This is a genomic window from Streptococcus sp. HMSC034E12 (assembly GCF_001835915.1).
Classification (GTDB): Bacteria; Bacillota; Bacilli; order Lactobacillales; family Streptococcaceae; genus Streptococcus; species Streptococcus vaginalis.
Genome location: NZ_KV826432.1, coordinates 98,055 through 119,015 on the forward strand (window position 1 = coordinate 98,055; position 20,961 = coordinate 119,015).

Annotated in this window: 31 protein-coding genes and 2 pseudogenes; 32 read left to right on the forward strand and 1 reads right to left on the reverse strand. The window is 40.5% G+C overall.

Translation table 11 applies throughout. The annotated features are described in order from the left end of the window. Positions 1 to 187 precede the first annotated feature (187 nt). Positions 188 to 1,033 carry a DUF975 family protein gene (locus HMPREF2574_RS02780; protein WP_024053195.1) on the reverse strand — a complete coding sequence of 282 codons (846 nt, stop codon included), beginning with the start codon at positions 1,031 to 1,033 and terminating at the stop codon, positions 188 to 190. 178 nt (positions 1,034 to 1,211) lie between these two features. Between HMPREF2574_RS02780 and tgt the strand changes: the two genes are divergently transcribed. From tgt to rplQ, 32 genes and pseudogenes are all read left to right on the forward strand, one after another. Continuing rightward, on the forward strand, positions 1,212 to 2,354 hold the full coding sequence (gene tgt, locus HMPREF2574_RS02785; protein WP_003026563.1) for a tRNA guanosine(34) transglycosylase Tgt: 1,143 nt from the start codon (positions 1,212 to 1,214) through the stop codon (positions 2,352 to 2,354). Beyond that, positions 2,355 to 3,003 (forward strand): annotated as a pseudogene (locus HMPREF2574_RS02790) (uridine kinase). A gap of 179 nt (positions 3,004 to 3,182) precedes the next feature. Further along, positions 3,183 to 4,999, forward strand: a pseudogene (locus HMPREF2574_RS02795) (acyltransferase family protein). Positions 5,000 to 5,512: 513 nt separating this feature from the next. Further along, positions 5,513 to 5,821 (forward strand): 30S ribosomal protein S10, encoded by a 309-nt coding sequence (gene rpsJ, locus HMPREF2574_RS02800; RefSeq protein ID WP_002894478.1) that lies wholly within the window; start codon positions 5,513 to 5,515, stop codon positions 5,819 to 5,821. Between the two features lie 206 nt (positions 5,822 to 6,027). Further along, complete coding sequence (gene rplC / locus HMPREF2574_RS02805) at positions 6,028 to 6,654, forward strand: 50S ribosomal protein L3 (RefSeq protein ID WP_024053189.1); 627 nt, start codon at positions 6,028 to 6,030, stop codon at positions 6,652 to 6,654. Between the two features lie 24 nt (positions 6,655 to 6,678). Beyond that, complete coding sequence (rplD, locus tag HMPREF2574_RS02810) at positions 6,679 to 7,302, forward strand: 50S ribosomal protein L4 (protein WP_003026556.1); 624 nt, start codon at positions 6,679 to 6,681, stop codon at positions 7,300 to 7,302. Next, positions 7,302 to 7,598 carry a 50S ribosomal protein L23 gene (locus tag HMPREF2574_RS02815; protein WP_024053188.1) on the forward strand — a complete coding sequence of 99 codons (297 nt, stop codon included), beginning with the start codon at positions 7,302 to 7,304 and terminating at the stop codon, positions 7,596 to 7,598. Before rplD ends, HMPREF2574_RS02815 begins: the two co-directional genes overlap by 1 nt. A gap of 17 nt (positions 7,599 to 7,615) precedes the next feature. After that, the gene (rplB, locus tag HMPREF2574_RS02820) at positions 7,616 to 8,449 is read left to right on the forward strand and encodes a 50S ribosomal protein L2 (protein WP_003026553.1); all 834 of its coding nucleotides are present in this window, start codon (positions 7,616 to 7,618) and stop codon (positions 8,447 to 8,449) included. A gap of 237 nt (positions 8,450 to 8,686) precedes the next feature. Further along, the gene (rpsS, locus tag HMPREF2574_RS02825; protein ID WP_000533765.1) at positions 8,687 to 8,965 is read left to right on the forward strand and encodes a 30S ribosomal protein S19; all 279 of its coding nucleotides are present in this window, start codon (positions 8,687 to 8,689) and stop codon (positions 8,963 to 8,965) included. Between the two features lie 14 nt (positions 8,966 to 8,979). Next, on the forward strand, positions 8,980 to 9,324 hold the full coding sequence (rplV, locus tag HMPREF2574_RS02830) for a 50S ribosomal protein L22 (RefSeq protein WP_003026550.1): 345 nt from the start codon (positions 8,980 to 8,982) through the stop codon (positions 9,322 to 9,324). Between the two features lie 12 nt (positions 9,325 to 9,336). After that, the gene (rpsC, locus tag HMPREF2574_RS02835; RefSeq protein WP_021002172.1) at positions 9,337 to 9,990 is read left to right on the forward strand and encodes a 30S ribosomal protein S3; all 654 of its coding nucleotides are present in this window, start codon (positions 9,337 to 9,339) and stop codon (positions 9,988 to 9,990) included. A gap of 3 nt (positions 9,991 to 9,993) precedes the next feature. Continuing rightward, positions 9,994 to 10,407: a 50S ribosomal protein L16 gene (gene rplP / locus HMPREF2574_RS02840; RefSeq protein ID WP_003029477.1), complete on the forward strand. Its 414-nt coding sequence runs from the start codon at positions 9,994 to 9,996 to the stop codon at positions 10,405 to 10,407. Between the two features lie 9 nt (positions 10,408 to 10,416). Next, positions 10,417 to 10,623, forward strand: a complete 207-nt coding sequence (rpmC, locus tag HMPREF2574_RS02845) for a 50S ribosomal protein L29 (protein ID WP_003029476.1) — start codon at positions 10,417 to 10,419, stop codon at positions 10,621 to 10,623. Between the two features lie 27 nt (positions 10,624 to 10,650). Further along, the gene (gene rpsQ, locus HMPREF2574_RS02850; protein WP_003026542.1) at positions 10,651 to 10,911 is read left to right on the forward strand and encodes a 30S ribosomal protein S17; all 261 of its coding nucleotides are present in this window, start codon (positions 10,651 to 10,653) and stop codon (positions 10,909 to 10,911) included. A gap of 25 nt (positions 10,912 to 10,936) precedes the next feature. Beyond that, complete coding sequence (rplN, locus tag HMPREF2574_RS02855) at positions 10,937 to 11,305, forward strand: 50S ribosomal protein L14 (protein WP_003026541.1); 369 nt, start codon at positions 10,937 to 10,939, stop codon at positions 11,303 to 11,305. Between the two features lie 75 nt (positions 11,306 to 11,380). Further along, on the forward strand, positions 11,381 to 11,686 hold the full coding sequence (rplX, locus tag HMPREF2574_RS02860) for a 50S ribosomal protein L24 (RefSeq protein ID WP_003026539.1): 306 nt from the start codon (positions 11,381 to 11,383) through the stop codon (positions 11,684 to 11,686). 23 nt (positions 11,687 to 11,709) lie between these two features. After that, positions 11,710 to 12,252, forward strand: a complete 543-nt coding sequence (rplE, locus tag HMPREF2574_RS02865; protein WP_003026536.1) for a 50S ribosomal protein L5 — start codon at positions 11,710 to 11,712, stop codon at positions 12,250 to 12,252. A gap of 17 nt (positions 12,253 to 12,269) precedes the next feature. Next, complete coding sequence (locus tag HMPREF2574_RS02870) at positions 12,270 to 12,455, forward strand: type Z 30S ribosomal protein S14 (RefSeq protein ID WP_001085699.1); 186 nt, start codon at positions 12,270 to 12,272, stop codon at positions 12,453 to 12,455. 323 nt (positions 12,456 to 12,778) lie between these two features. Further along, the gene (gene rpsH / locus HMPREF2574_RS02875) at positions 12,779 to 13,177 is read left to right on the forward strand and encodes a 30S ribosomal protein S8 (RefSeq protein ID WP_022526031.1); all 399 of its coding nucleotides are present in this window, start codon (positions 12,779 to 12,781) and stop codon (positions 13,175 to 13,177) included. A 239-nt stretch (positions 13,178 to 13,416) separates the two neighbouring features. After that, complete coding sequence (gene rplF, locus HMPREF2574_RS02880; RefSeq protein ID WP_022526030.1) at positions 13,417 to 13,953, forward strand: 50S ribosomal protein L6; 537 nt, start codon at positions 13,417 to 13,419, stop codon at positions 13,951 to 13,953. A gap of 81 nt (positions 13,954 to 14,034) precedes the next feature. Then, the gene (gene rplR / locus HMPREF2574_RS02885; RefSeq protein WP_003026531.1) at positions 14,035 to 14,391 is read left to right on the forward strand and encodes a 50S ribosomal protein L18; all 357 of its coding nucleotides are present in this window, start codon (positions 14,035 to 14,037) and stop codon (positions 14,389 to 14,391) included. Between the two features lie 18 nt (positions 14,392 to 14,409). Continuing rightward, positions 14,410 to 14,904, forward strand: a complete 495-nt coding sequence (gene rpsE / locus HMPREF2574_RS02890; RefSeq protein WP_003029472.1) for a 30S ribosomal protein S5 — start codon at positions 14,410 to 14,412, stop codon at positions 14,902 to 14,904. 14 nt (positions 14,905 to 14,918) lie between these two features. Next, positions 14,919 to 15,101: a 50S ribosomal protein L30 gene (gene rpmD, locus HMPREF2574_RS02895; RefSeq protein ID WP_003029471.1), complete on the forward strand. Its 183-nt coding sequence runs from the start codon at positions 14,919 to 14,921 to the stop codon at positions 15,099 to 15,101. 160 nt (positions 15,102 to 15,261) lie between these two features. Then, on the forward strand, positions 15,262 to 15,702 hold the full coding sequence (gene rplO, locus HMPREF2574_RS02900; RefSeq protein WP_003026525.1) for a 50S ribosomal protein L15: 441 nt from the start codon (positions 15,262 to 15,264) through the stop codon (positions 15,700 to 15,702). A gap of 12 nt (positions 15,703 to 15,714) precedes the next feature. Then, positions 15,715 to 17,022: a preprotein translocase subunit SecY gene (gene secY, locus HMPREF2574_RS02905; RefSeq protein WP_003026523.1), complete on the forward strand. Its 1,308-nt coding sequence runs from the start codon at positions 15,715 to 15,717 to the stop codon at positions 17,020 to 17,022. Between the two features lie 241 nt (positions 17,023 to 17,263). After that, positions 17,264 to 17,902, forward strand: coding sequence for an adenylate kinase (locus HMPREF2574_RS02910; protein WP_003031144.1), 639 nt, complete (start codon positions 17,264 to 17,266; stop codon positions 17,900 to 17,902). A gap of 115 nt (positions 17,903 to 18,017) precedes the next feature. Beyond that, complete coding sequence (gene infA / locus HMPREF2574_RS02915) at positions 18,018 to 18,236, forward strand: translation initiation factor IF-1 (protein ID WP_001029883.1); 219 nt, start codon at positions 18,018 to 18,020, stop codon at positions 18,234 to 18,236. A 24-nt stretch (positions 18,237 to 18,260) separates the two neighbouring features. After that, positions 18,261 to 18,377, forward strand: coding sequence for a 50S ribosomal protein L36 (gene rpmJ / locus HMPREF2574_RS10075; RefSeq protein ID WP_001808836.1), 117 nt, complete (start codon positions 18,261 to 18,263; stop codon positions 18,375 to 18,377). 15 nt (positions 18,378 to 18,392) lie between these two features. After that, entirely contained in the window at positions 18,393 to 18,758 is a 366-nt protein-coding gene (gene rpsM / locus HMPREF2574_RS02920; RefSeq protein WP_002262317.1) for a 30S ribosomal protein S13, read from the forward strand. A gap of 19 nt (positions 18,759 to 18,777) precedes the next feature. Further along, a complete protein-coding gene (rpsK, locus tag HMPREF2574_RS02925) occupies positions 18,778 to 19,161 on the forward strand; it encodes a 30S ribosomal protein S11 (RefSeq protein WP_001118385.1) in 384 nt (127 codons plus the stop codon). 44 nt (positions 19,162 to 19,205) lie between these two features. Then, entirely contained in the window at positions 19,206 to 20,144 is a 939-nt protein-coding gene (locus tag HMPREF2574_RS02930; RefSeq protein ID WP_024053187.1) for a DNA-directed RNA polymerase subunit alpha, read from the forward strand. An 11-nt stretch (positions 20,145 to 20,155) separates the two neighbouring features. Further along, positions 20,156 to 20,542 carry a 50S ribosomal protein L17 gene (gene rplQ / locus HMPREF2574_RS02935; protein WP_003026513.1) on the forward strand — a complete coding sequence of 129 codons (387 nt, stop codon included), beginning with the start codon at positions 20,156 to 20,158 and terminating at the stop codon, positions 20,540 to 20,542. The last annotated feature ends 419 nt before the right edge of the window (positions 20,543 to 20,961 follow it).

Sequence of the window (20,961 nt, forward strand, 5' to 3'; positions counted from 1 at the left end):
GATAGAAATCCTAAACTTTTTCATAATAATCTCCCTAATAAAGTCACCCAATTGGTGGCTTTTTTGTTTAGAGTTTATGGTATTTCTTGTGTTCTACTTATGTAAAATGATTTGAAAGCAACTTAAAAGACCTGAACAAGTATCCAAGTCTTTGTGAGGTTAATTTTATTTTTCAGAGTTAGAAAAACTAAGAAAAAATCGGAGTTTGTTCTTTTTCCTTTTTCACAGCTTCATAGAAAAGAGTTTGAGCTGTATAAACGTAGGGATAAACATAAATAGAAGCAATCCCAAAAGTAATGGTACTTAGCAAGTACCAACCGATAAAGGTTAAATCAAGAACAAATCGCTTGCCTTTATAACCTTTCATCATCTGACGACTCGCACGGATTACTTTAAAGGCGCCATCGTAGCTATTGTTTTCTAAACTATCACAGAGGATAAATTCCACTTGAGAATAGGCATAGTACTGAGGGAGTGCAATCAGAACGCCTATAATCATCAAGAGAAAACCGATAAGAATGTAGAGCAATAAAGTTCCAATAGTTGTTTGAAGCGCAACGTTTTGTGAAATATCTTGAGAATTGGGGAGGAGTTTAATGATACTAAAACTAGCAAGAATCATCATGCCGCTCCCAATCCAGACGAAAAGATTCCACAGAAATAGCAATACGCGTTTGAGCAAAAGCGTCATGAAAACAGGACCGATTATTTTACTATCAAAAGTCCGAATGGAATCTGAAAAATGCACCTCTTGTTGTTTTCTACGAATGACCTCAAGCAAAGTCCAAAAAGCAGCTGTTAAAAAGAAAGATACGATAAAACCAATTGCAATTGGAAAAAGAGAACGATTGATCCCGTGGACAACCGTATTTTGGATACCATATTGTAAGATATTATTGGACAAGGTGTCTGAAGAATAATTGTAAACAACGGAAACAATCGCAGTCACAATTGGCACTAAAAAGAGTGCGTAGATTCCCTTGGTTTGGCGCTGGATACGACGAGCTTCTGCCCGAAATTCACTTAAGTTCATATTTGCCTCCTATATTGAAAAATATTATACCATATTCTTCTAAGAGAAAGAAAAGTTTTTATCTACTTTATCTTTCTTCCTTTTTTTGATAAAATCATACAGGATGTTGTGAGTCAAATGAACTCACATACTGTAAAATGAAGGTCTGGGACTGTTTTTCCCAGTATCGGAGGTAAAAATGTCAGATTCACCGATTCAATATCGTTTGATTAAAAAAGAGAAGCACACAGGTGCTCGTTTGGGAGAAATTATCACGCCGCATGGCACTTTTCCAACTCCCATGTTTATGCCCGTGGGAACTCAGGCAACTGTAAAAACGCAGTCACCAGAAGAACTCAAAGAAATGGGCTCAGGGATTATTTTATCCAATACCTACCATCTCTGGCTGCGGCCGGGTGATGAGCTGATTGCGCGTGCTGGTGGGCTTCATAAATTTATGAACTGGGATCAGGCTATTCTGACAGACAGCGGTGGTTTTCAAGTTTATTCCTTGGCAGACAGCCGTAACATCACCGAAGAAGGGGTGACCTTCAAGAATCACCTGAACGGCGCAAAAATGTTCCTCTCTCCAGAAAAGGCCATTTCTATTCAAAACAATCTAGGCAGTGACATCATGATGTCCTTTGATGAATGCCCGCAGTTCTATCAACCGTACGATTATGTCAAGAAATCCATTGAGCGGACCAGCCGCTGGGCAGAGCGTGGACTCAAAGCGCATCGCCGTCCGCATGACCAGGGTCTCTTTGGGATTGTGCAGGGTGCTGGTTTTGAAGATTTGCGCCGCCAGTCAGCCCATGATTTGGTTAGTATGGATTTTCCAGGATATTCTATTGGTGGTTTAGCTGTAGGTGAATCTCATGAAGAGATGAATGCCGTATTGGACTTTACAACTCCGATGCTGCCTGAAAACAAGCCTCGCTATCTCATGGGAGTTGGAGCGCCAGACAGTCTGATTGACGGGGTAATACGTGGTGTGGATATGTTTGACTGCGTGCTACCAACACGAATTGCCAGAAATGGTACCTGCATGACCAGTGAGGGGCGTTTGGTCGTGAAAAATGCTCAATTTGCAGAGGATTTCACACCGCTCGATCATAACTGTGATTGCTACACCTGCAAAAACTATACGCGCGCTTATCTTCGTCATTTGCTCAAGGCTGATGAAACCTTTGGACTCCGCCTAACCAGCTATCATAATCTCTATTTCCTCATCAATCTGATGAAAAATGTCCGCCAAGCCATTCTAGATGACAATTTGCTTGAATTTCGTGAAGATTTCATCGAGCGCTATGGTTACAATCATTCAAAGAGGAATTTCTAGATGAATCACGGTGAGAAGTCGTTAGTAGAAGTAGTCAAGGATTATTTGCTGGATGGGAAAAAAACATACGCTTGCGATTTACGGACACGGTGCTTCTGGAAAATCTACTTTTGCCAAACGTTTAGTAGAAAGTCTGGGGCGAGAGCGAGTTAATCTGCTTGTGGCTGATCCTTATATAATAGACGGGGAATATCGTGACTTGCTGGCGGTTAAAGAATTTCCTGAGCAAAAAGTGACAGCCTGTCTTCCAGTGGCTCATGAATTGAAGAGCTTGGAACGTGATATAAGAGCTTTGCAATCTGGCTGCGATATAGTGACGATTGACTAGCCTTGGGCACCAAGTCAGCGACTTTCAGCGGAAAAACCAATTCTAATTGTGGAAGGCATGTCAGTTGCTTTTCTGCCGAAAGAATTGTTTGATTTGTCCATTTGTTTTTACACCGATACAGCGACGGAATTAGAGCGCCGCTTGGCTCGAGATACAGACGTTCGAGGTCGCGATGTGCACTGGATTCGGCAAGCGCACACCAGCCGCCGCCAGCAATATGAACACTACTATAAAATGTATCAGGAAGAGGCTGATTTTCTTATCAGCCAGACTGAAGAGGGCTTTGGAATAGATAAAATAAGCAATGGACTTGGAAAATAAAATTCCAGGTCTTTTGTTTTTTTGGCTTATTTTTTGGTAAAATAGAATAAAATAGATTTTATAGCAACGTTGCTAAATGCAGCAATTAACAGAATTTTTGGCTTGCTTGACTCAGCAGTGATGTAGGCTTGCGGGAGTTGGTCGGTCTGTATCAGTAGTGAAAAGGATTTAGGAGAAATATGCGTATTAAATGGTTTTCAATGGTTCGAGTGACAGGCTTATTGCTGGTTCTCTTGTATCACTTTTTTTAAAAATTATTTCCTGGGGGATTTCTCGGTGTTGATGTCTTTTTCACCTTTTCAGGTTTTCTGATTACAGCGCTCTTGATTGATGAGTTTTCTCAGAGTAAAAAAATAGAGCTTCTAGCCTTCTTTCGACGGCGTTTTTATCGGATTGTTCCCCCTGTCATCGTCATGGTATTGGTGGTCATGCCCTTTACCTTTTTGATTCGGCGGGATTTTGTAGCCGGTATTGGAACGCAGATTGCAGCAGTCATGGGCTTTGTGACTAACTTTTACGAAATGATAACGGGTGGAAGCTACGAGGCTCAGTTTATTCCACATTTATTTGTCCATAACTGGAGTCTGGCTGTAGAGGTTCATTATTATCTACTTTGGGGACTGGCTGTCTGGTTCCTAGCCAAATATTGCAAAACAGCCGGTCAGCTGAGGGGCAGTATCTTTTTGCTGTCTTCGTTTGGTTTGCTTATCAGCTTTCTCAGTATGTTTATTGGCAGCCTTTTAGGACTCAGTTTTTCGGGGCTTTATTTCTCGACCTGGACTCACATTTATCCTTTCTTTGTCGGCAGTATCCTAGCGACCTTGACCGGTATCAAACAGATGACAGGCCTGTTAAAGAAAATAATTCGCTCCTGGTCTTTGCGAGAGGCTTGTCTGGTCTTTGCGGCGGGAGCGGGTCTATTAGGCGTGATGATGCTTTGGATCAAGTTTGATTCGCTTTTACCTATTTGCTTGGTTTTCTTTTGGCTAGTTTGTCAGTGGCGGCTATGATATTGGCTACACGGGTCTTGCATGAGAAGACTCTCGACCTAAAAGAACCGCTAGTTTTGACAGTGATTGCTGATACGAGTTATGGAGTCTATCTTTTCCATTGGCCTTTCTACACGATTTTTTCACAGCTGATGGGCAATCTGCCTGCGGTGATTTTAACAAGTCTTCTTTCTCTTGCTTTTGCTGGACTGTCCTTTTATGTTATTGAGCCAATCATTGCTGAGAAATCCCCTGCTTTTCTCGGTTGGGACTTGCATTTTACGCAGTTGAAAAAGGTCTTGGCAATGAGTTTCGTAGGTTTGCTTCTTATCAGCCTGCTGGCTATCGGACTTGCTCCGAAGATTGGGGCGTTTGAGACAGATATGCTAGTCAATGGTCTTCATCAGGCTGACACCAAGCTAAATCGGACTAAAAGTCTTGCAGAAAAAGGAGAAGCTAGTAGTTACAATATTGCAGATGGTGTGACGATTATTGGTGACTCCGTTACCTTACGGGCTAGTACTCCGCTGAAGGAAGTCCTGCCGGATGCACAAGTCGATGCTCAAGGCAGTCGCAATACAGCTTAGGCTCGCGAAATTATGAGCAATAATGCCGCAGTTGGCGGCTTGCTCAAGACCGTCGTGGTAGCAAGCGGTGTTAATATTGTCTTTAACTACGAAGAAGAACTGAATGAGTTGGTCAAGACCCTACCGAAGGGACATCGGCTTATTCTGGTAACTCCTTACGATGGTAATTCAGACAAATATGACAATCCTGTCGCCGAAAAACATGCGCAATATGCCAGAGAGTTAGCCAAGAAATATGCTTACGTCACTATTGCCGATTGGAACACTACTGCCAAGCAGCACCCAGAAATCTGGGTAGGTAGTGATCATATCCACTTTGGAGAAGATGCCGACACAATTGCTGCAGGTGGTCGACTCTATGCGCAGGAAATTCAAAAGGCTGTCACAAAAGCAGCAGATGGGTCTGTAAAGCACAAGTAAATTCTTAGTGCATGGGGAAGTGCAAGTTTGTATTGATCATTCGATTTATCCTAGTAGTTAAAAATCTGTGCAAGCCCTTCAACTAAGCATGTAGGAAACAAACTGACTTTAAGCGTGGAAGGGGTAGTTTGTCTTCTTACCAGGCAATTCTACTTATTCATATTAAAGAAAAAATGATTTGTAAATGTCAAGCCTCATTTTAAATGAGACTTGATTTTTTTGTGTTGGTACTCACGACTAATAAAGATTTCTATATTTAATCTCTTGCTTTTTCAGAAGATAGTAAAAGCTCAATAAGAAAGGGGAACGCTTTTAAATAAAAAAACTAAAAAACTTGCTCAAATCCCTTGCAATCAGTAAGGCTTTGTGTTATTCTATTATGGTGCTGTGAAAAACAGTCTGTAGCTTTGATGCAAGAGGTTGCGACACGCTCGGTTGCATTGCCACGCAATGGCGTCTCGGTTTTCTTGTGGAGCTAGCCTATTATCTTAAATAGACGAAAAGGAGAAAAAGATGGCAAACAAAAAAATCCGTATCCGTTTGAAAGCATACGAACATCGTACACTTGATACAGCGGCTGCAAAAATCGTAGAAACTGCTACTCGTACAGGTGCAGAAGTTGCAGGACCAATCCCACTTCCAACTGAACGTAGCCTCTACACAATCATTCGTGCGACTCACAAATACAAAGATTCTCGCGAACAATTTGAAATGCGTACACACAAACGTTTGATTGATATCATCAACCCAACTCAAAAAACAGTTGATGCTTTGATGAAGTTGGATCTTCCAAGTGGTGTGAACGTAGAAATCAAACTATAATCAGATGCAAGGTAAAAGTATTCGGGCTTAACTGGATACGGGCTAAGAGCTCTGCAAAAAAGATGAACTTCCTAGTGTTCGTCGAACACTGCGTCAGTTTCCTATTTTTACCAGGCTCTCTTAACGCCCTTAATATCTTAATCTTGAGCATAAAAAACGCTCGTTAAAAACTTTTTGAAAAAATATAGAAAAGGAAACATTTTCTCATGACAAAAGGAATCTTAGGGAAAAAAGTGGGAATGACTCAAATCTTCACTGAAGCTGGCGAATTGATCCCTGTAACTGTTGTTGAAGCAACACCAAACGTGGTTCTTCAAGTAAAAACAGTTGAAACAGATGGTTATAACGCTGTTCAAGTCGGTTTTGACGACCTTCGTGATGTATTGAGCAACAAACCTGCTAAAGGACATGTAGCGAAAGCTAACACGGCTCCTAAGCGCTTCATTCGTGAATTCAAAAACATTGAAGGCTTAGAGGTCGGTGCAGAAATCGCAGTAGATACATTCGAAGCTGGCGATGTTGTTGATGTAACAGGGACTTCAAAAGGTAAAGGTTTCCAAGGTGTTATCAAGCGCCACGGTCAATCACGTGGTCCAATGGCTCACGGTTCTCGTTATCACCGTCGTCCTGGTTCTATGGGACCAGTTGCGCCTAACCGTGTTTTCAAAAACAAACACTTGGCAGGACGCATGGGTGGCAATCGTGTAACGATTCAAAACCTTGAAATCGCACAAGTTGTTCCAGAGAAAAACGTTATCCTCATCAAAGGTAACGTGCCTGGTGCTAAGAAATCTCTTATCACTATCAAGTCAGCAGTTAAAGCTGGTAAATAATAAAGAAAGGGGAAATCAGTCACAATGGCAAACGTAAAATTATTTGACCAAACTGGTAAAGAAGCTGGTGAAGTAGTTCTTAACGATGCAGTATTTGGTATTGAGCCAAATGAATCAGTTGTCTTTGACGTTGTTATCAGTCAACGTGCAAGCCTTCGTCAAGGAACTCACGCTGTTAAAAACCGCTCTGCAGTATCAGGTGGCGGACGCAAACCATGGCGTCAAAAAGGAACTGGACGTGCGCGTCAAGGTTCTATTCGCTCTCCACAATGGCGTGGTGGTGGTACCGTATTTGGTCCAACTCCTCGTTCATACGCCTACAAACTTCCACAAAAAGTTCGTAGATTGGCACTTAAATCAGTTTATTCTGAAAAAGTTGCTGAGGACAAATTCGTAGCTGTAGACAGCCTTTCATTTACAGCTCCAAAGACTGCTGAGTTTGCAAAAGTACTTGCTGCGCTTAGCCTTGATACAAAAGTACTTGTAATTCTCGAAGAAGGAAACGAATTTGCTGCACTTTCAGCTCGTAACCTTCCAAATGTGAAAGTTGCAACAGCAACAACTGCAAGTGTTCTTGATATCGTAAATAGCGACAAACTTCTTGTTACTAAAGAAGCTATCTCTACAATCGAGGAGGTTCTTGCATAATGAATTTGTATGACGTAATCAAAAAGCCTATCATCACAGAAAGCACAATGGCTCTTCTTGAAGAAGGTAAATACGTATTTGAAGTGGACACTCGTGCTCATAAACTTTTGATCAAACAAGCGGTTGAAGCTGCTTTTGACGGAGTGAAAGTTGCAAATGTGAACACAATCAATGTAAAACCAAAAGCAAAACGTATAGGGCGTTATACTGGTTTTACAAACAAAACTAAAAAAGCTATCATCACTCTTACAGCTGATTCAAAAGCAATCGAGTTGTTCGGTGCTGAAGCAGAATAATCTAAGGAGGAAATATCGTGGGAATCAGAGTTTATAAACCAACTACAAATGGTCGCCGTAATATGACTTCTTTGGATTTTGCTGAAATCACAACGAGCACTCCAGAAAAAACTTTGCTTGTTTCTTTGAACAACAAAGCTGGTCGTAACAACAACGGTCGTATCACAGTTCGTCACCAAGGTGGTGGACACAAACGCCATTACCGTTTGATTGACTTCAAACGTAACAAAGACGGTGTTGAAGCAGTTGTTAAAACAATTGAATACGATCCAAATCGTTCAGCAAACATCGCTCTTGTACATTACACTGACGGTGTGAAAGCTTACATCATCGCTCCTAAAGGCCTTGAAGTTGGTCAACGCATCGTTTCTGGACCAGAAGCGGATATTAAAGTCGGAAATGCTCTTCCACTTGCTAATATCCCAGTTGGTACATTGATTCATAATATTGAATTGAAACCAGGACATGGTGGTGAATTAGTACGTGCTGCTGGAGCTTCTGCCCAAGTATTGGGACAAGAAGGTAAATATGTTCTTGTTCGTTTGCAATCAGGCGAAGTTCGCATGATTCTTGGAACTTGCCGTGCAACTGTCGGTGTTGTTGGAAATGAACAACATGGATTGGTTAACCTTGGTAAGGCTGGACGCAGCCGCTGGAAAGGCATCCGCCCAACAGTCCGCGGTTCTGTAATGAACCCGAACGATCACCCACACGGTGGTGGTGAAGGTAAAGCACCAGTTGGTCGTAAAGCACCATCTACTCCATGGGGCAAACCTGCTCTTGGACTTAAAACTCGTAACAAGAAAGCGAAATCCGACAAACTTATTATTCGTCGTCGCAACGAGAAATAGGCGGCTGAGCAGAAGTTTGGCGGTTTAGCTGCCAAACTTCATTGCGAAACCTTGGCAAAGTTGATTAGATGTGTAGCAAGGCTGATAGCTATAGCTAACTAGCAATCAACTACTGCCCCTCGTGAGTTGTTACATACTTATAATTAGCGAGCTAACTCGCAAAATTCCGCCAGCTCGGTAGCGCTGATTGTCAGTGCAAGCCGTTGTGGTACATATTTTAAAGGAGAAAACATAAAAATGGGACGCAGTCTTAAAAAAGGACCTTTCGTCGATGAGCATTTGATGAAAAAAGTTGAAGCTCAAGCCAACGACGAAAAGAAAAAAGTCATCAAAACTTGGTCACGTCGTTCTACGATTTTCCCAAGTTTCATCGGATATACAATTGCAGTTTATGATGGACGTAAACATGTTCCTGTTTACATCCAAGAAGACATGGTAGGGCACAAACTTGGTGAATTTGCACCAACTCGTACTTACAAAGGTCACGCTGCTGACGACAAGAAGACACGTAGATAAGAGAGGAGAAAAACATGGCAGAAATTACTTCAGCTAAAGCAATGGCTCGTACAGTGCGCGTTTCACCTCGTAAATCTCGTCTAGTTCTTGACAATATCCGCGGGAAAGACGTCGCTGACGCAATCGCAATCTTGAAATTCACACCAAACAAAGCTGCTGGCATTATCGAAAAAGTGTTGAATTCAGCAATCGCTAATGCAGAAAACAACTTTGGCTTGGAAAAAGCAAACTTGGTAGTATCTGAAGCTTACGCAAACGAAGGACCAACAATGAAACGTTTCCGTCCACGTGCAAAAGGTTCAGCTTCACCAATCAACAAACGCACTAGCCACATCACAGTGGTCGTTGCAGAAAAATAAGGAGGTAAAATCGTGGGTCAAAAAGTACATCCAATAGGTATGCGTGTCGGTATCATCCGTGACTGGGATGCCAAATGGTATGCTGAAAAAGAATACGCGGATTACCTTCATGAAGATCTTGCAATCCGTAAATTCGTTCAAAAAGAATTAGCTGACGCAGCTGTTTCAACTATTGAAATCGAACGCGCAGTAAATAAAGTAAACGTTTCTCTTCACACTGCTAAACCAGGTATGGTTATCGGTAAAGGTGGAGCAAACGTTGATGCACTTCGTGCAAAACTTAACAAATTGACTGGTAAACAAGTCCACATCAACATCATTGAAATCAAATCACCAGATTTGGATGCTCATCTTGTTGGTGAAGGAATTGCTCGCCAATTAGAACAACGTGTTGCTTTCCGTCGTGCTCAAAAACAAGCAATCCAACGTACCATGCGTGCGGGAGCTAAAGGAATTAAAACTCAAGTATCTGGCCGCTTGAACGGTGCTGATATCGCTCGTAGTGAAGGGTATTCTGAAGGGACTGTTCCGCTTCATACGCTTCGTGCAGATATTGATTACGCTTGGGAAGAAGCAGATACTACTTACGGTAAACTTGGTGTTAAAGTATGGATTTACCGCGGAGAAGTTCTTCCAGCTCGTAAAAACACTAAAGGAGGTAAATAACCAATGTTAGTACCTAAACGTGTTAAACACCGCCGCGAATTTCGTGGTAAAATGCGCGGTGAAGCTAAAGGTGGTAAGGAAGTGGCATTTGGAGAATATGGCCTTCAAGCAACTACTAGCCATTGGATCACAAACCGCCAAATTGAAGCTGCTCGTATCGCTATGACGCGTTACATGAAACGTGGTGGTAAAGTTTGGATTAAAATCTTCCCACACAAATCATACACTGCCAAAGCTATCGGGGTTCGTATGGGATCTGGGAAAGGTGCTCCAGAAGGTTGGGTTGCACCAGTTAAACGTGGTAAAGTGATGTTTGAAATCGCTGGTGTGCCTGAGGAAGTTGCTCGCGAAGCGCTTCGTCTTGCAAGCCACAAATTACCGGTTAAAACAAAATTCGTGAAACGTGAAGCAGAATAAGGAGAAGGCATGAAACTTAATGAAGTAAAAGAATTTGTTAAAGAACTTCGTGGTCTTTCTCAAGAAGAACTCGCGAAGCGTGAAAGAGAATTGAAGAAAGAATTGTTTGATCTTCGTTTCCAAGCAGCAACGGGTCAATTAGAACAAACTGCACGCTTGAAAGAAGTGAAAAAGCAAATCGCTCGTATCAAAACTGTTCAATCAGAAATGAAATAATAGACTTGGGAAAGGAGAAATTCTAAAATGGAACGTAATCAACGTAAAACGCTTGTTGGACGCGTCGTTTCTGACAAGATGGATAAAACAATCACAGTTGTAGTTGAAACAAAACGTAACCACCCAGTCTATGGTAAGCGTATTAACTACTCTAAAAAATACAAAGCGCATGATGAAAATAACATCGCTAAAGAAGGCGATATTGTTCGTATCATGGAAACTCGTCCGCTTTCAGCTACAAAACGCTTCCGTCTTGTAGAAGTTGTAGAAGAAGCAGTTATCATCTAATCAAACCAGAAAGGAGAAAACTTAAATGATTCAAACAGAAACTCGTTTGAAAGTTGCTGACAACAGCGGTGCCCGCGAAATCTTGACAATCAAAGTTCTTGGTGGTTCAAAGCGTAAATTCGCTAGCATTGGCGATGTCATCGTTGCATCTGTAAAACAAGCTACTCCTGGTGGTGCGGTTAAAAAAGGTGACGTTGTAAAAGCGGTTATCGTTCGTACTAAATCAGGTGCTCGTCGCAAAGATGGTTCATACATCAAATTTGACGAAAATGCTGCAGTGATTATCCGTGATGATAAAACACCTCGCGGGACACGTATCTTTGGTCCAGTTGCACGCGAATTGCGTGAAGGTGGATTTATGAAGATCGTCTCACTTGCTCCAGAAGTACTTTAATCAAAAACAAACTAAGTCCCCTATCTTTGATAGATAGGGTGCCCGTCAGGGCGTAAGAAATCAAAGGAGAAACCAATGTTTGTAAAAACTGGCGACAAAGTTCGCGTGATTGCTGGTAAAGACAAAGGTGTTGAAGCCAAAGTCGTTGCCGCACTTCCAAAAGTAAATAAAGTTGTTGTTGAAGGTGTGAACATCATCAAGAAACACCAAAAACCGAATAACGAAAATCCTCAAGGTGCTATCGTGGAAAAAGAAGCACCAATCCATGTGTCTAATGTTCAAGTGTTGGACAAAAATGGTGTTGCAGGACGTGTTGGCTACAAGTTTGTAGACGGCAAAAAAGTTCGTTACAATAAAAAATCAGGCGAAGTGCTTGACTAATCACGAAGGAAAGGAGAAGTATAATGGCTAATCGTTTAAAAGAAAAATATCTTAATGAAGTAGTTCCTGCTTTGACTGAAAAGTTTAACTACTCATCTGTTATGGCTGTGCCAAAAGTGGATAAAATCGTTTTGAACATGGGTGTTGGAGATGCTGTATCAAATGCTAAAAATCTTGAAAAAGCTGCTGAAGAACTTGCTCTTATCTCAGGTCAAAAACCACTTATCACTAAAGCTAAAAAATCTATCGCCGGCTTCCGTCTTCGTGAAGGTGTAGCGATTGGTGCTAAGGTAACTCTTCGCGGTGAACGCATGTATGAATTCTTGGATAAATTGGTTACTGTATCACTTCCACGTGTTCGTGACTTCCACGGTGTTCCAACAAAATCATTTGATGGACGCGGGAACTACACACTTGGTGTGAAAGAACAATTGATTTTCCCAGAAATCAACTTTGATGATGTCGACAAGACTCGCGGTCTTGACATTGTTATTGTAACAACTGCTAACACGGATGAAGAATCACGTGAATTGCTTACAGGCCTTGGAATGCCTTTTGCAAAATAATCTAGGAGGTAAATAAATTGGCTAAAAAATCAATGATTGCTAAGAACAAACGCCCTGCGAAGTTCTCTACGCAAGCTTACACTCGTTGCGAACGTTGTGGTCGTCCACATTCAGTTTACCGCAAGTTTAAACTTTGCCGTGTTTGCTTCCGCGAGTTAGCATACAAAGGACAAATTCCAGGCGTTACCAAAGCTTCTTGGTAATTTAAGATGTGAGAGCGTTAAGAAAACGCAATGAAAATAGGAAGTTTGGTGTAGGAGCGATGCTCCAAGGCAAACTTATCTTTTTCACCAAGTTCTTAGCTTGAACTCAATTAAAACATGATACAAAAGGCGTAACGAGCCCAGCAAAAATAGGGGATTTCGCTCAGGAGCGATGCTCCTAGAGAAATCTATCTATTTTGCACAGCTTGTAGTCCGTGTTCTAATCAGCAAGTCTGTTTAGAGTGTATCCATCAAACTGAGCCTAGCTCAATCATTAACTAGCAAGTGAATTATCAAACTACTAGTAAGAGGAGAAAAACAAAATGGTTATGACTGACCCAATTGCAGACTTTTTGACACGTATTCGTAATGCGAATCAAGCAAAACATGAAGTGCTAGAAGTACCTGCATCAAATATCAAAAAAGGGATTGCTGAAATTCTTAAACACGAAGGTTTTGTGAAGAACGTTGAGTACATTGAAGATGATAAACAAGGTGTTATTCGTGTATTCCTTAAATACGGTCAAAACGGTGAAAAAGTTATCACTGGTTTGAAACGTGTTTCAACACCAGGACTTCGTGTTTACAAAAAATGTGAAGATCTTCCAAAAGTCTTGAATGGACTTGGAATTGCGATTATCTCAACATCTGAAGGCTTGTTGACTGACAAAGAAGCACGCCAAAAGAATGTTGGTGGGGAAGTAATCGCCTACGTTTGGTAATTGCATGATACAAAGAGCGTGACGGACAAAGTGAAAATAGGAAATCTAGCGATGAATGCCCGCATTCAAGATAGATTTATCTTTTTCACACAGGCCGTAGCTCGTGTTCAAATTGGCAAAACTAATTTGAATGATGTATTTGAATAAAACGTTAGAACTATCGTACAAACTACTATGATAGTTCCCCCGTGAAAACTAGTCGTTCTGCGGCTTGACAATCTAACAGGAGAAAACAAAAAATGTCACGTATTGGTAATAAAGTTATTGCATTGCCTGCTGGTGTCGAATTGACAAACAAAGACAATGTCGTAACTGTAAAAGGACCTAAAGGAGAACTCACTCGTACGTTCTCTAAAGATATTGATATTCGTGTGGAAGGAACTGAAGTAACTCTTCACCGTCCAAACGATACAAAAGAAATGAAAACAATCCACGGAACAACTCGTGCTCTTTTGAACAACATGGTTCATGGTGTATCAGAAGGATTCAAGAAAGAACTTGAAATGCGTGGGGTTGGATACCGTGCTCAACTTCAAGGAAAAAAATTGGTACTTTCAGTTGGTAAATCTCATCCAGATGAAGTGGAAGCTCCTAAAGGTATTACTTTTGAACTTCCAAATCCAACGACTATTGTTGTGAACGGAATCTCAAAAGAAGTAGTTGGACAAACTGCTGCTTATATCCGTAGCTTGCGTGCTCCTGAACCATATAAAGGGAAAGGTATCCGCTACGTTGGTGAATTCGTCCGCCGTAAAGAAGGTAAAACTGGTAAATAATATTATAAGGTTGTTTTTTAACCAAAATATTTATTTCCAACTTTGTGCTTAGGCACGAAATAAAATTAAGAGGTGAAAATTGTGATTTCGAAACCAGATAAAAATAAAGTCCGCCAAAAACGCCACCGTCGCGTTCGCGGAAAACTCTCTGGAACTGCTGATCGCCCACGTTTGAACGTATTCCGTTCTAATACAGGCATCTACGCTCAAGTAATTGATGACGTAGCGGGTGTAACGCTCGCAAGCGCTTCAACTCTTGACAAAGAAGTTTCAAAAGGAACTAAAACTGAACAAGCCGTTGTTGTCGGCAAACTTGTTGCTGAACGTGCAGTTGCTAAAGGTATTACTGAAGTGGTGTTTGACCGCGGTGGATATCTATATCACGGACGTGTAAAAGCTTTGGCTGATGCAGCTCGTGAAAACGGATTGAAATTCTAATAGGGAGGACACTAAAAAATGGCATTTAAAGACAATGCAGTTGAACTTGAAGAACGCGTAGTTGCGATTAACCGTGTTACAAAAGTTGTTAAAGGTGGACGTCGTCTTCGTTTTGCGGCTCTTGTAGTTGTTGGTGACCGTAATGGTCGTGTTGGTTTTGGTACTGGTAAAGCTCAAGAAGTACCAGAAGCAATTCGCAAAGCCGTTGAAGATGCAAAGAAAAACCTAATTGAAGTACCAATGGTTGGCACAACAATTCCTCATGAAGTAACATCTGAATTTGGTGGAGCTCGTGTCTTGTTGAAACCAGCTGTAGAAGGTGCTGGAGTGGCTGCTGGTGGTGCTGTTCGTGCCGTCATCGAATTGGCAGGTGTAGCAGATGTAACATCTAAATCACTTGGTTCTAACACTCCAATCAACATCGTTCGCGCAACTGTTGAAGGTTTGAAACAATTAAAACGCGCTGAAGAAGTTGCTGCCCTTCGTGGTATTTCAGTTTCTGACTTAGCATAAGAAAGGAGATTCACATGGCTCAAATTAAAATTACTTTGACAAAGTCTCCAATCGGACGCATTCCGTCACAACGTAAAACTGTTGTAGCACTTGGACTTGGCAAATTAAATAGCTCAGTTATCAAAGAAGATAATGCTGCTGTTCGTGGTATGATTACAGCAGTATCACACTTGGTAACTGTTGAAGAAGTTAAGTAAGTAATCATTTTGCTAACAAAACTTTAAATTGAAATAAACTAGGGGATGAGAGGATTTTCTCAGCCCCTTAAACTAAATATATGTATAGGCGAGTTTATCCTGAGGACACCTTTTTCTCAGTATAAGCGCTAGCATTTTACAAAAGAGGAGAAAAAATATAATGAAACTTCATGAATTACAACCTGCTACAGGTTCTCGTAAAGTCCGTAACCGTGTTGGTCGTGGTACTTCATCTGGTAATGGTAAAACAGCTGGACGTGGTCAAAAAGGTCAAAAAGCTCGTAGTGGTGGTAAAGTTCGTCTTGGTTTTGAAGGTGGACAAACACCATTGTTCCGTCGCATGCCAAAACGTGGTTTCTTGAACATCAATCGTAAAGAATATGCAATTGTAAATCTTGATCAATTGAATGTTTTTGAAGACGGGGCAGAAGTAACTCCAGTTGTCCTTATCGAAGCAGGGATTGTAAAAGCTGAAAAATCTGGTGTTAAGATTCTTGGTAACGGCGAATTGACAAAGAAATTGACTGTGAAAGCAGCTAAATTCTCTAAATCAGCCGAAGAAGCTATCACTGCTAAAGGTGGTTCAGTGGAAGTCATCTAAGCGAGGTGACCTATGTTTTTTAAACTATTAAAAGATGCATTAAAAATCAAACAGGTTCGTTCAAAAATTCTCTTTACAATTTTTATTGTATTAGTATTTCGAATTGGTACGACGATTACTGTTCCAGGTGTTAATGCAAAAAGCTTGGAAGCTCTTAACGGGCTTTCATTTCTAAACATGCTCAGCCTTGTGTCAGGTAATGCTTTGCGAAATTTCTCAGTATTTGCATTGGGAGTTAGTCCGTATATTACCGCCTCTATTGTTGTTCAATTGCTACAAATGGATATTTTACCTAAGTTTGTAGAATGGGGCAAGCAAGGTGAAGTTGGACGAAGAAAGTTAAATCAAGCAACGCGCTATATTGCCTTAGTCTTGGCGTTTGTTCAATCTATCGGTATTACAGCAGGTTTCCATACCTTGTCTAGTGCTAAGTTGGTGGCAACGCCTAACTGGCAAACTTATTTGCTGATTGGTTTTCTGTTAACGACGGGTTCTATGATTGTGACTTGGTTAGGGGAACAAATTACAGATAAAGGCTATGGTAACGGTGTTTCTATGATTATCTTTGCAGGTATCGTAGCAGCAATTCCAGGAATGATTAAGAGTATATATGTAGACTACTTTGTCAATGTACCAAGCAGCCGTATTACTTCATCTATCATTTTTGTTACTATTCTGATTATAGCTGTTTTACTCATTGTTTACTTTACAACCTTCGTTCAACAAGCAGAATACAAAATTCCAATCCAGTATACAAAGATTGCGCAAGGTGCGCCTTCTAGCTCATACCTTCCTTTGAAGGTCAATCCGGCGGGTGTTATTCCGGTTATCTTTGCAAGTTCGATTACTGCCGCACCTGCAGCTATTTTCCAATTTTTGACAGCTACAGGTCATAATGCACAATGGGTTCGAGTGGCCCAGTCCTTGTTTGCAACAACAACCGCAAGCGGAATTGTGATGTACGCACTCTTGATTATTTTGTTTACATTTTTCTATACATTTGTACAAATCAATCCAGAGAAAACTGCAGAGAATTTGCAAAAGAGCGGTGCCTATATTCATGGTGTACGTCCTGGTAAAGGAACAGAAGAATATATGTCTAAGTTGCTTCGTCGCTTAGCAACAGTTGGTTCACTTTTCTTAGGCTTTATTTCGATTTTACCGATTTTAGCAAAAGATTTGTTTGGATTGACAGATGCTGTTGCTTTAGGTGGTACTAGTTTGCTGATTATTATTGCAACTGGTATTGAAGGAATGAAACAGCTTGAAGGCTACCTTCTGAAGAGAAAATATACTGGCTTTATGAATACAACAGAATAGAAACAGAGTAAAGAAAGATATTCTATACTTTAAAAGCAATTTGCGTTAAAGTACGAACGCAGTGGTTGATGATGAAAATGAGTTTTTGTTTTCATCCTGAATCAACTATGTTGCGGGGTGGGAGAGCAAATCGAAAATCATAGATTTTCTGAAGTCTGTCCCACTCTTTCTATTTTGTTTTTAAACAAGTTTATTAAGAATTTGTAATAGATTTATTTAAAAACAAAAAAGGAGAAGGATCATGAATCTTTTGATTATGGGCTTGCCAGGTGCAGGCAAGGGGACTCAAGCGGCCAAAATCGTTGAGGAATTTGGTGTTGCGCATATCTCAACAGGGGATATGTTCCGTGCAGCCATGGCCAACCAAACTGAAATGGGGGTACTTGCGAAATCATATATTGACAAAGGTGAATTAGTGCCAGATGAAGTGACTAATGGGATTGTCAAAGAACGTTTAGCACAAGATGATATTAAAGAAAAAGGCTTTTTATTAGATGGCTACCCACGCACCATTGATCAAGCTCATGCACTGGATCAGATACTTGCTGAACTTGGGCTTACTTTAGACGGGGTTGTTAATATCGAAGTGGATCCTAACAGCTTGCTAGAGCGCTTGAGCGGACGGATTATTCACAAAAAAACGGGAGAAACCTTCCATAAAGTCTTCAATCCACCAGCAGATTATAATGAAGAGGATTATTATCAACGTGAGGATGACAAGCCAGAAACCGTGAAACGCCGTTTAGATGTCAATATCGCTCAAGGAGCACCAATTATTGAGCATTATCGTTCTCAAAATTTGGTTTATGATATTCAAGGAAATCAAGAGATTGATGATGTATTTAAAGATATTGAAAAAGTCTTGTTAAAGTTAAAATAAAAGCGTTTTTTACACTTGCAATATTTGACAAGTAGTGATACAATGAATTAGTCTGACTTATAATTGTTACCTCTGTGTTCAGAGGAATGAATCGAAATTTAGGGGGTGCTTTTGCGTGGCAAAAGACGATGTGATTGAAGTTGAAGGCAAAGTAGTTGATACAATGCCGAATGCAATGTTTACGGTTGAACTTGAAAATGGACATCAGATTTTAGCAACAGTTTCTGGTAAAATTCGTAAAAACTATATTCGTATTTTAGCGGGAGACCGTGTTACTGTCGAGATGAGTCCTTATGATTTGACACGTGGACGGATCACTTACCGCTTTAAATAATCGAAATACTTGGAGGGATAAGAAATGAAAGTAAGACCATCGGTCAAACCAATTTGCGAATACTGCAAAGTTATTCGTCGTAATGGTCGTGTTATGGTGATTTGCCCAGCAAATCCAAAACACAAACAACGTCAAGGATAATAGAAAGGAGAAAAAATGGCTCGTATTGCTGGAGTTGATATTCCAAATGACAAACGTGTAGTTGTTTCACTGACTTATGTATACGGTATTGGTCTTCCAACATCTAAGAAAATTTTAGCAGCTGCTGGAGTTTCAGAGGATATTCGTGTGAAAGATTTAACATCTGATCAAGAAGACGCTATCCGTCGTGAAGTGGATGCTATCAAAGTTGAAGGTGACCTTCGTCGTGAAGTAAACTTAAACATCAAACGTTTGATGGAAATTGGTTCATATCGCGGAATCCGTCATCGTCGTGGACTTCCTGTACGTGGACAAAACACAAAGAACAACGCTCGCACTCGTAAAGGTAAAGCTGTTGCGATTGCTGGTAAGAAAAAATAATATAAGGAGGTAAAAAGTCTTGGCTAAACCAACACGTAAACGTCGTGTGAAGAAAAATATCGAATCTGGTATTGCTCATATTCACGCTACATTTAACAACACTATTGTTATGATTACTGATGTGCATGGTAACGCAATTGCTTGGTCATCTGCCGGAGCTCTTGGATTTAAAGGTTCTCGTAAATCTACACCATTTGCTGCCCAAATGGCATCTGAAGCTGCTGCAAAGTCTGCACAAGAACACGGTCTTAAATCAGTTGAAGTTACTGTTAAAGGTCCAGGTTCTGGTCGTGAGTCAGCTATTCGTGCTCTTGCTGCCGCTGGTCTTGAAGTAACAGCTATTCGTGATGTGACTCCTGTGCCACACAATGGTGCTCGTCCTCCAAAACGTCGCCGTGTATAATCATAAACCATTACACTGCTTTTCGTTTAAGAGGGAGTAACTAAATGATTGAGTTTGAAAAACCAAATATAACAAAAATTGATGAAAAGAAAGACTATGGCATATTTGTAGTAGAACCACTAGAACGTGGTTATGGTACAACGCTTGGGAACTCACTTCGCCGTGTACTTCTTGCATCTCTACCGGGTGCTGCTGTGACATCTATCAATATTGAAGGTGTATTGCACGAATTCGATACAGTTCCAGGTGTCCGTGAAGATGTGATGCAAATCATTCTGAACGTCAAAGGGATTGCTGTAAAATCTTACGTCGAAGACGAAAAGACAATTGAACTGGATGTTGAAGGTCCTGCAGAAATTACTGCCGGTGATATTTTGACGGATAGTGATATTGAAATTGTAAATCCTGATCATTATCTCTTTACAATTGGTGAAGGTGCTAGCTTAAAAGCTATTATGACCGTAAATACAGGTCGTGGTTATGTACCGGCTGATGAAAACAAAAAAGATGATGCACCAGTAGGGACGCTTGCGGTAGATTCAATCTATACGCCGGTGAAAAAAGTTAATTATCAAGTTGAACCAGCTCGCGTTGGTAGCAATGATGGTTTTGATAAATTAACTCTTGAAATCATGACAGACGGGACGATTATTCCAGAAGATGCCCTAGGGCTTTCTGCGCACATTTTAACGGAACATTTAGACCTGTTTACTAACTTAACTGAAGTAGCAAAATCTACTGATGTGATGAGAGAAACAGAAAAAGTTTCAGATGATCGTGTGTTGGATCGTACAATTGAAGAATTAGATTTGTCAGTTCGTTCGTACAACTGTTTGAAACGTGCTGGTATCAATACTGTATTTGATTTGACAGAAAAAACTGAACCTGAAATGATGAAAGTAAGAAATCTAGGACGTAAGAGTCTTGAAGAAGTGAAAGTAAAACTTGCTGATCTCGGTCTTGGATTAAAAAACGATAAATAAAGGAGGAAAACATGGCTTACCGTAAACTAGGACGCACTAGCTCACAACGTAAAGCAATGCTTCGCGACTTGACCACTGACTTGATTATCAACGAATCAATTGTGACAACAGAAGCTCGTGCTAAAGAAATCCGTAAAACAGTTGAAAAAATGATTACTTTGGGTAAACGTGGTGATTTGCATGCTCGTCGTCAAGCAGCAGCTTTTGTTCGTAACGAAATTGCCTCAGAAAACTATGATGAAGAAACAGAAAAGTATACTTCAACTACTGCTCTTCAAAAATTATTCTCTGATTTAGCTCCTCGTTATGCAGAACGTAACGGTGGATATACTCGTATCCTTAAAACTGAACCACGTCGTGGTGATGCTGCTCCAATGGCAATCATTGAATTAGTATAATTTTTATCAATTTTGTTGAGTGTTATGATGATGGAGTAATGTTACTCTTAGTCTAGCTCTGGTCTACCGCTAGGATTTTTCCTAGCGGGAACACTCATCTTATGATAAGAAACGTAGACGCTTGTTTACGAAATTGCTTTTACAAAAAAACAATTTCGTAAGCAGGCGTTTTTTAGAATTTCATAATCGATGCTTCACTACAGAATTTACAGAATTATAATGCTGAATTTATCATGAAAACTCCCAAACAGACATCTGTTAATTTTAACTTTATCCGCTGAAAAGAATGTAAAAGTACCTGAAGAGATAGATAGGCGTATTAAGAAGTACGAAATAGAAACCAAAAAGAGTAGAACAGCTACCCAGCTCTCCTAAAAGCTTCAAATTTGCTATCCTTAAAAGGTAAGAAAAAGGAAGGA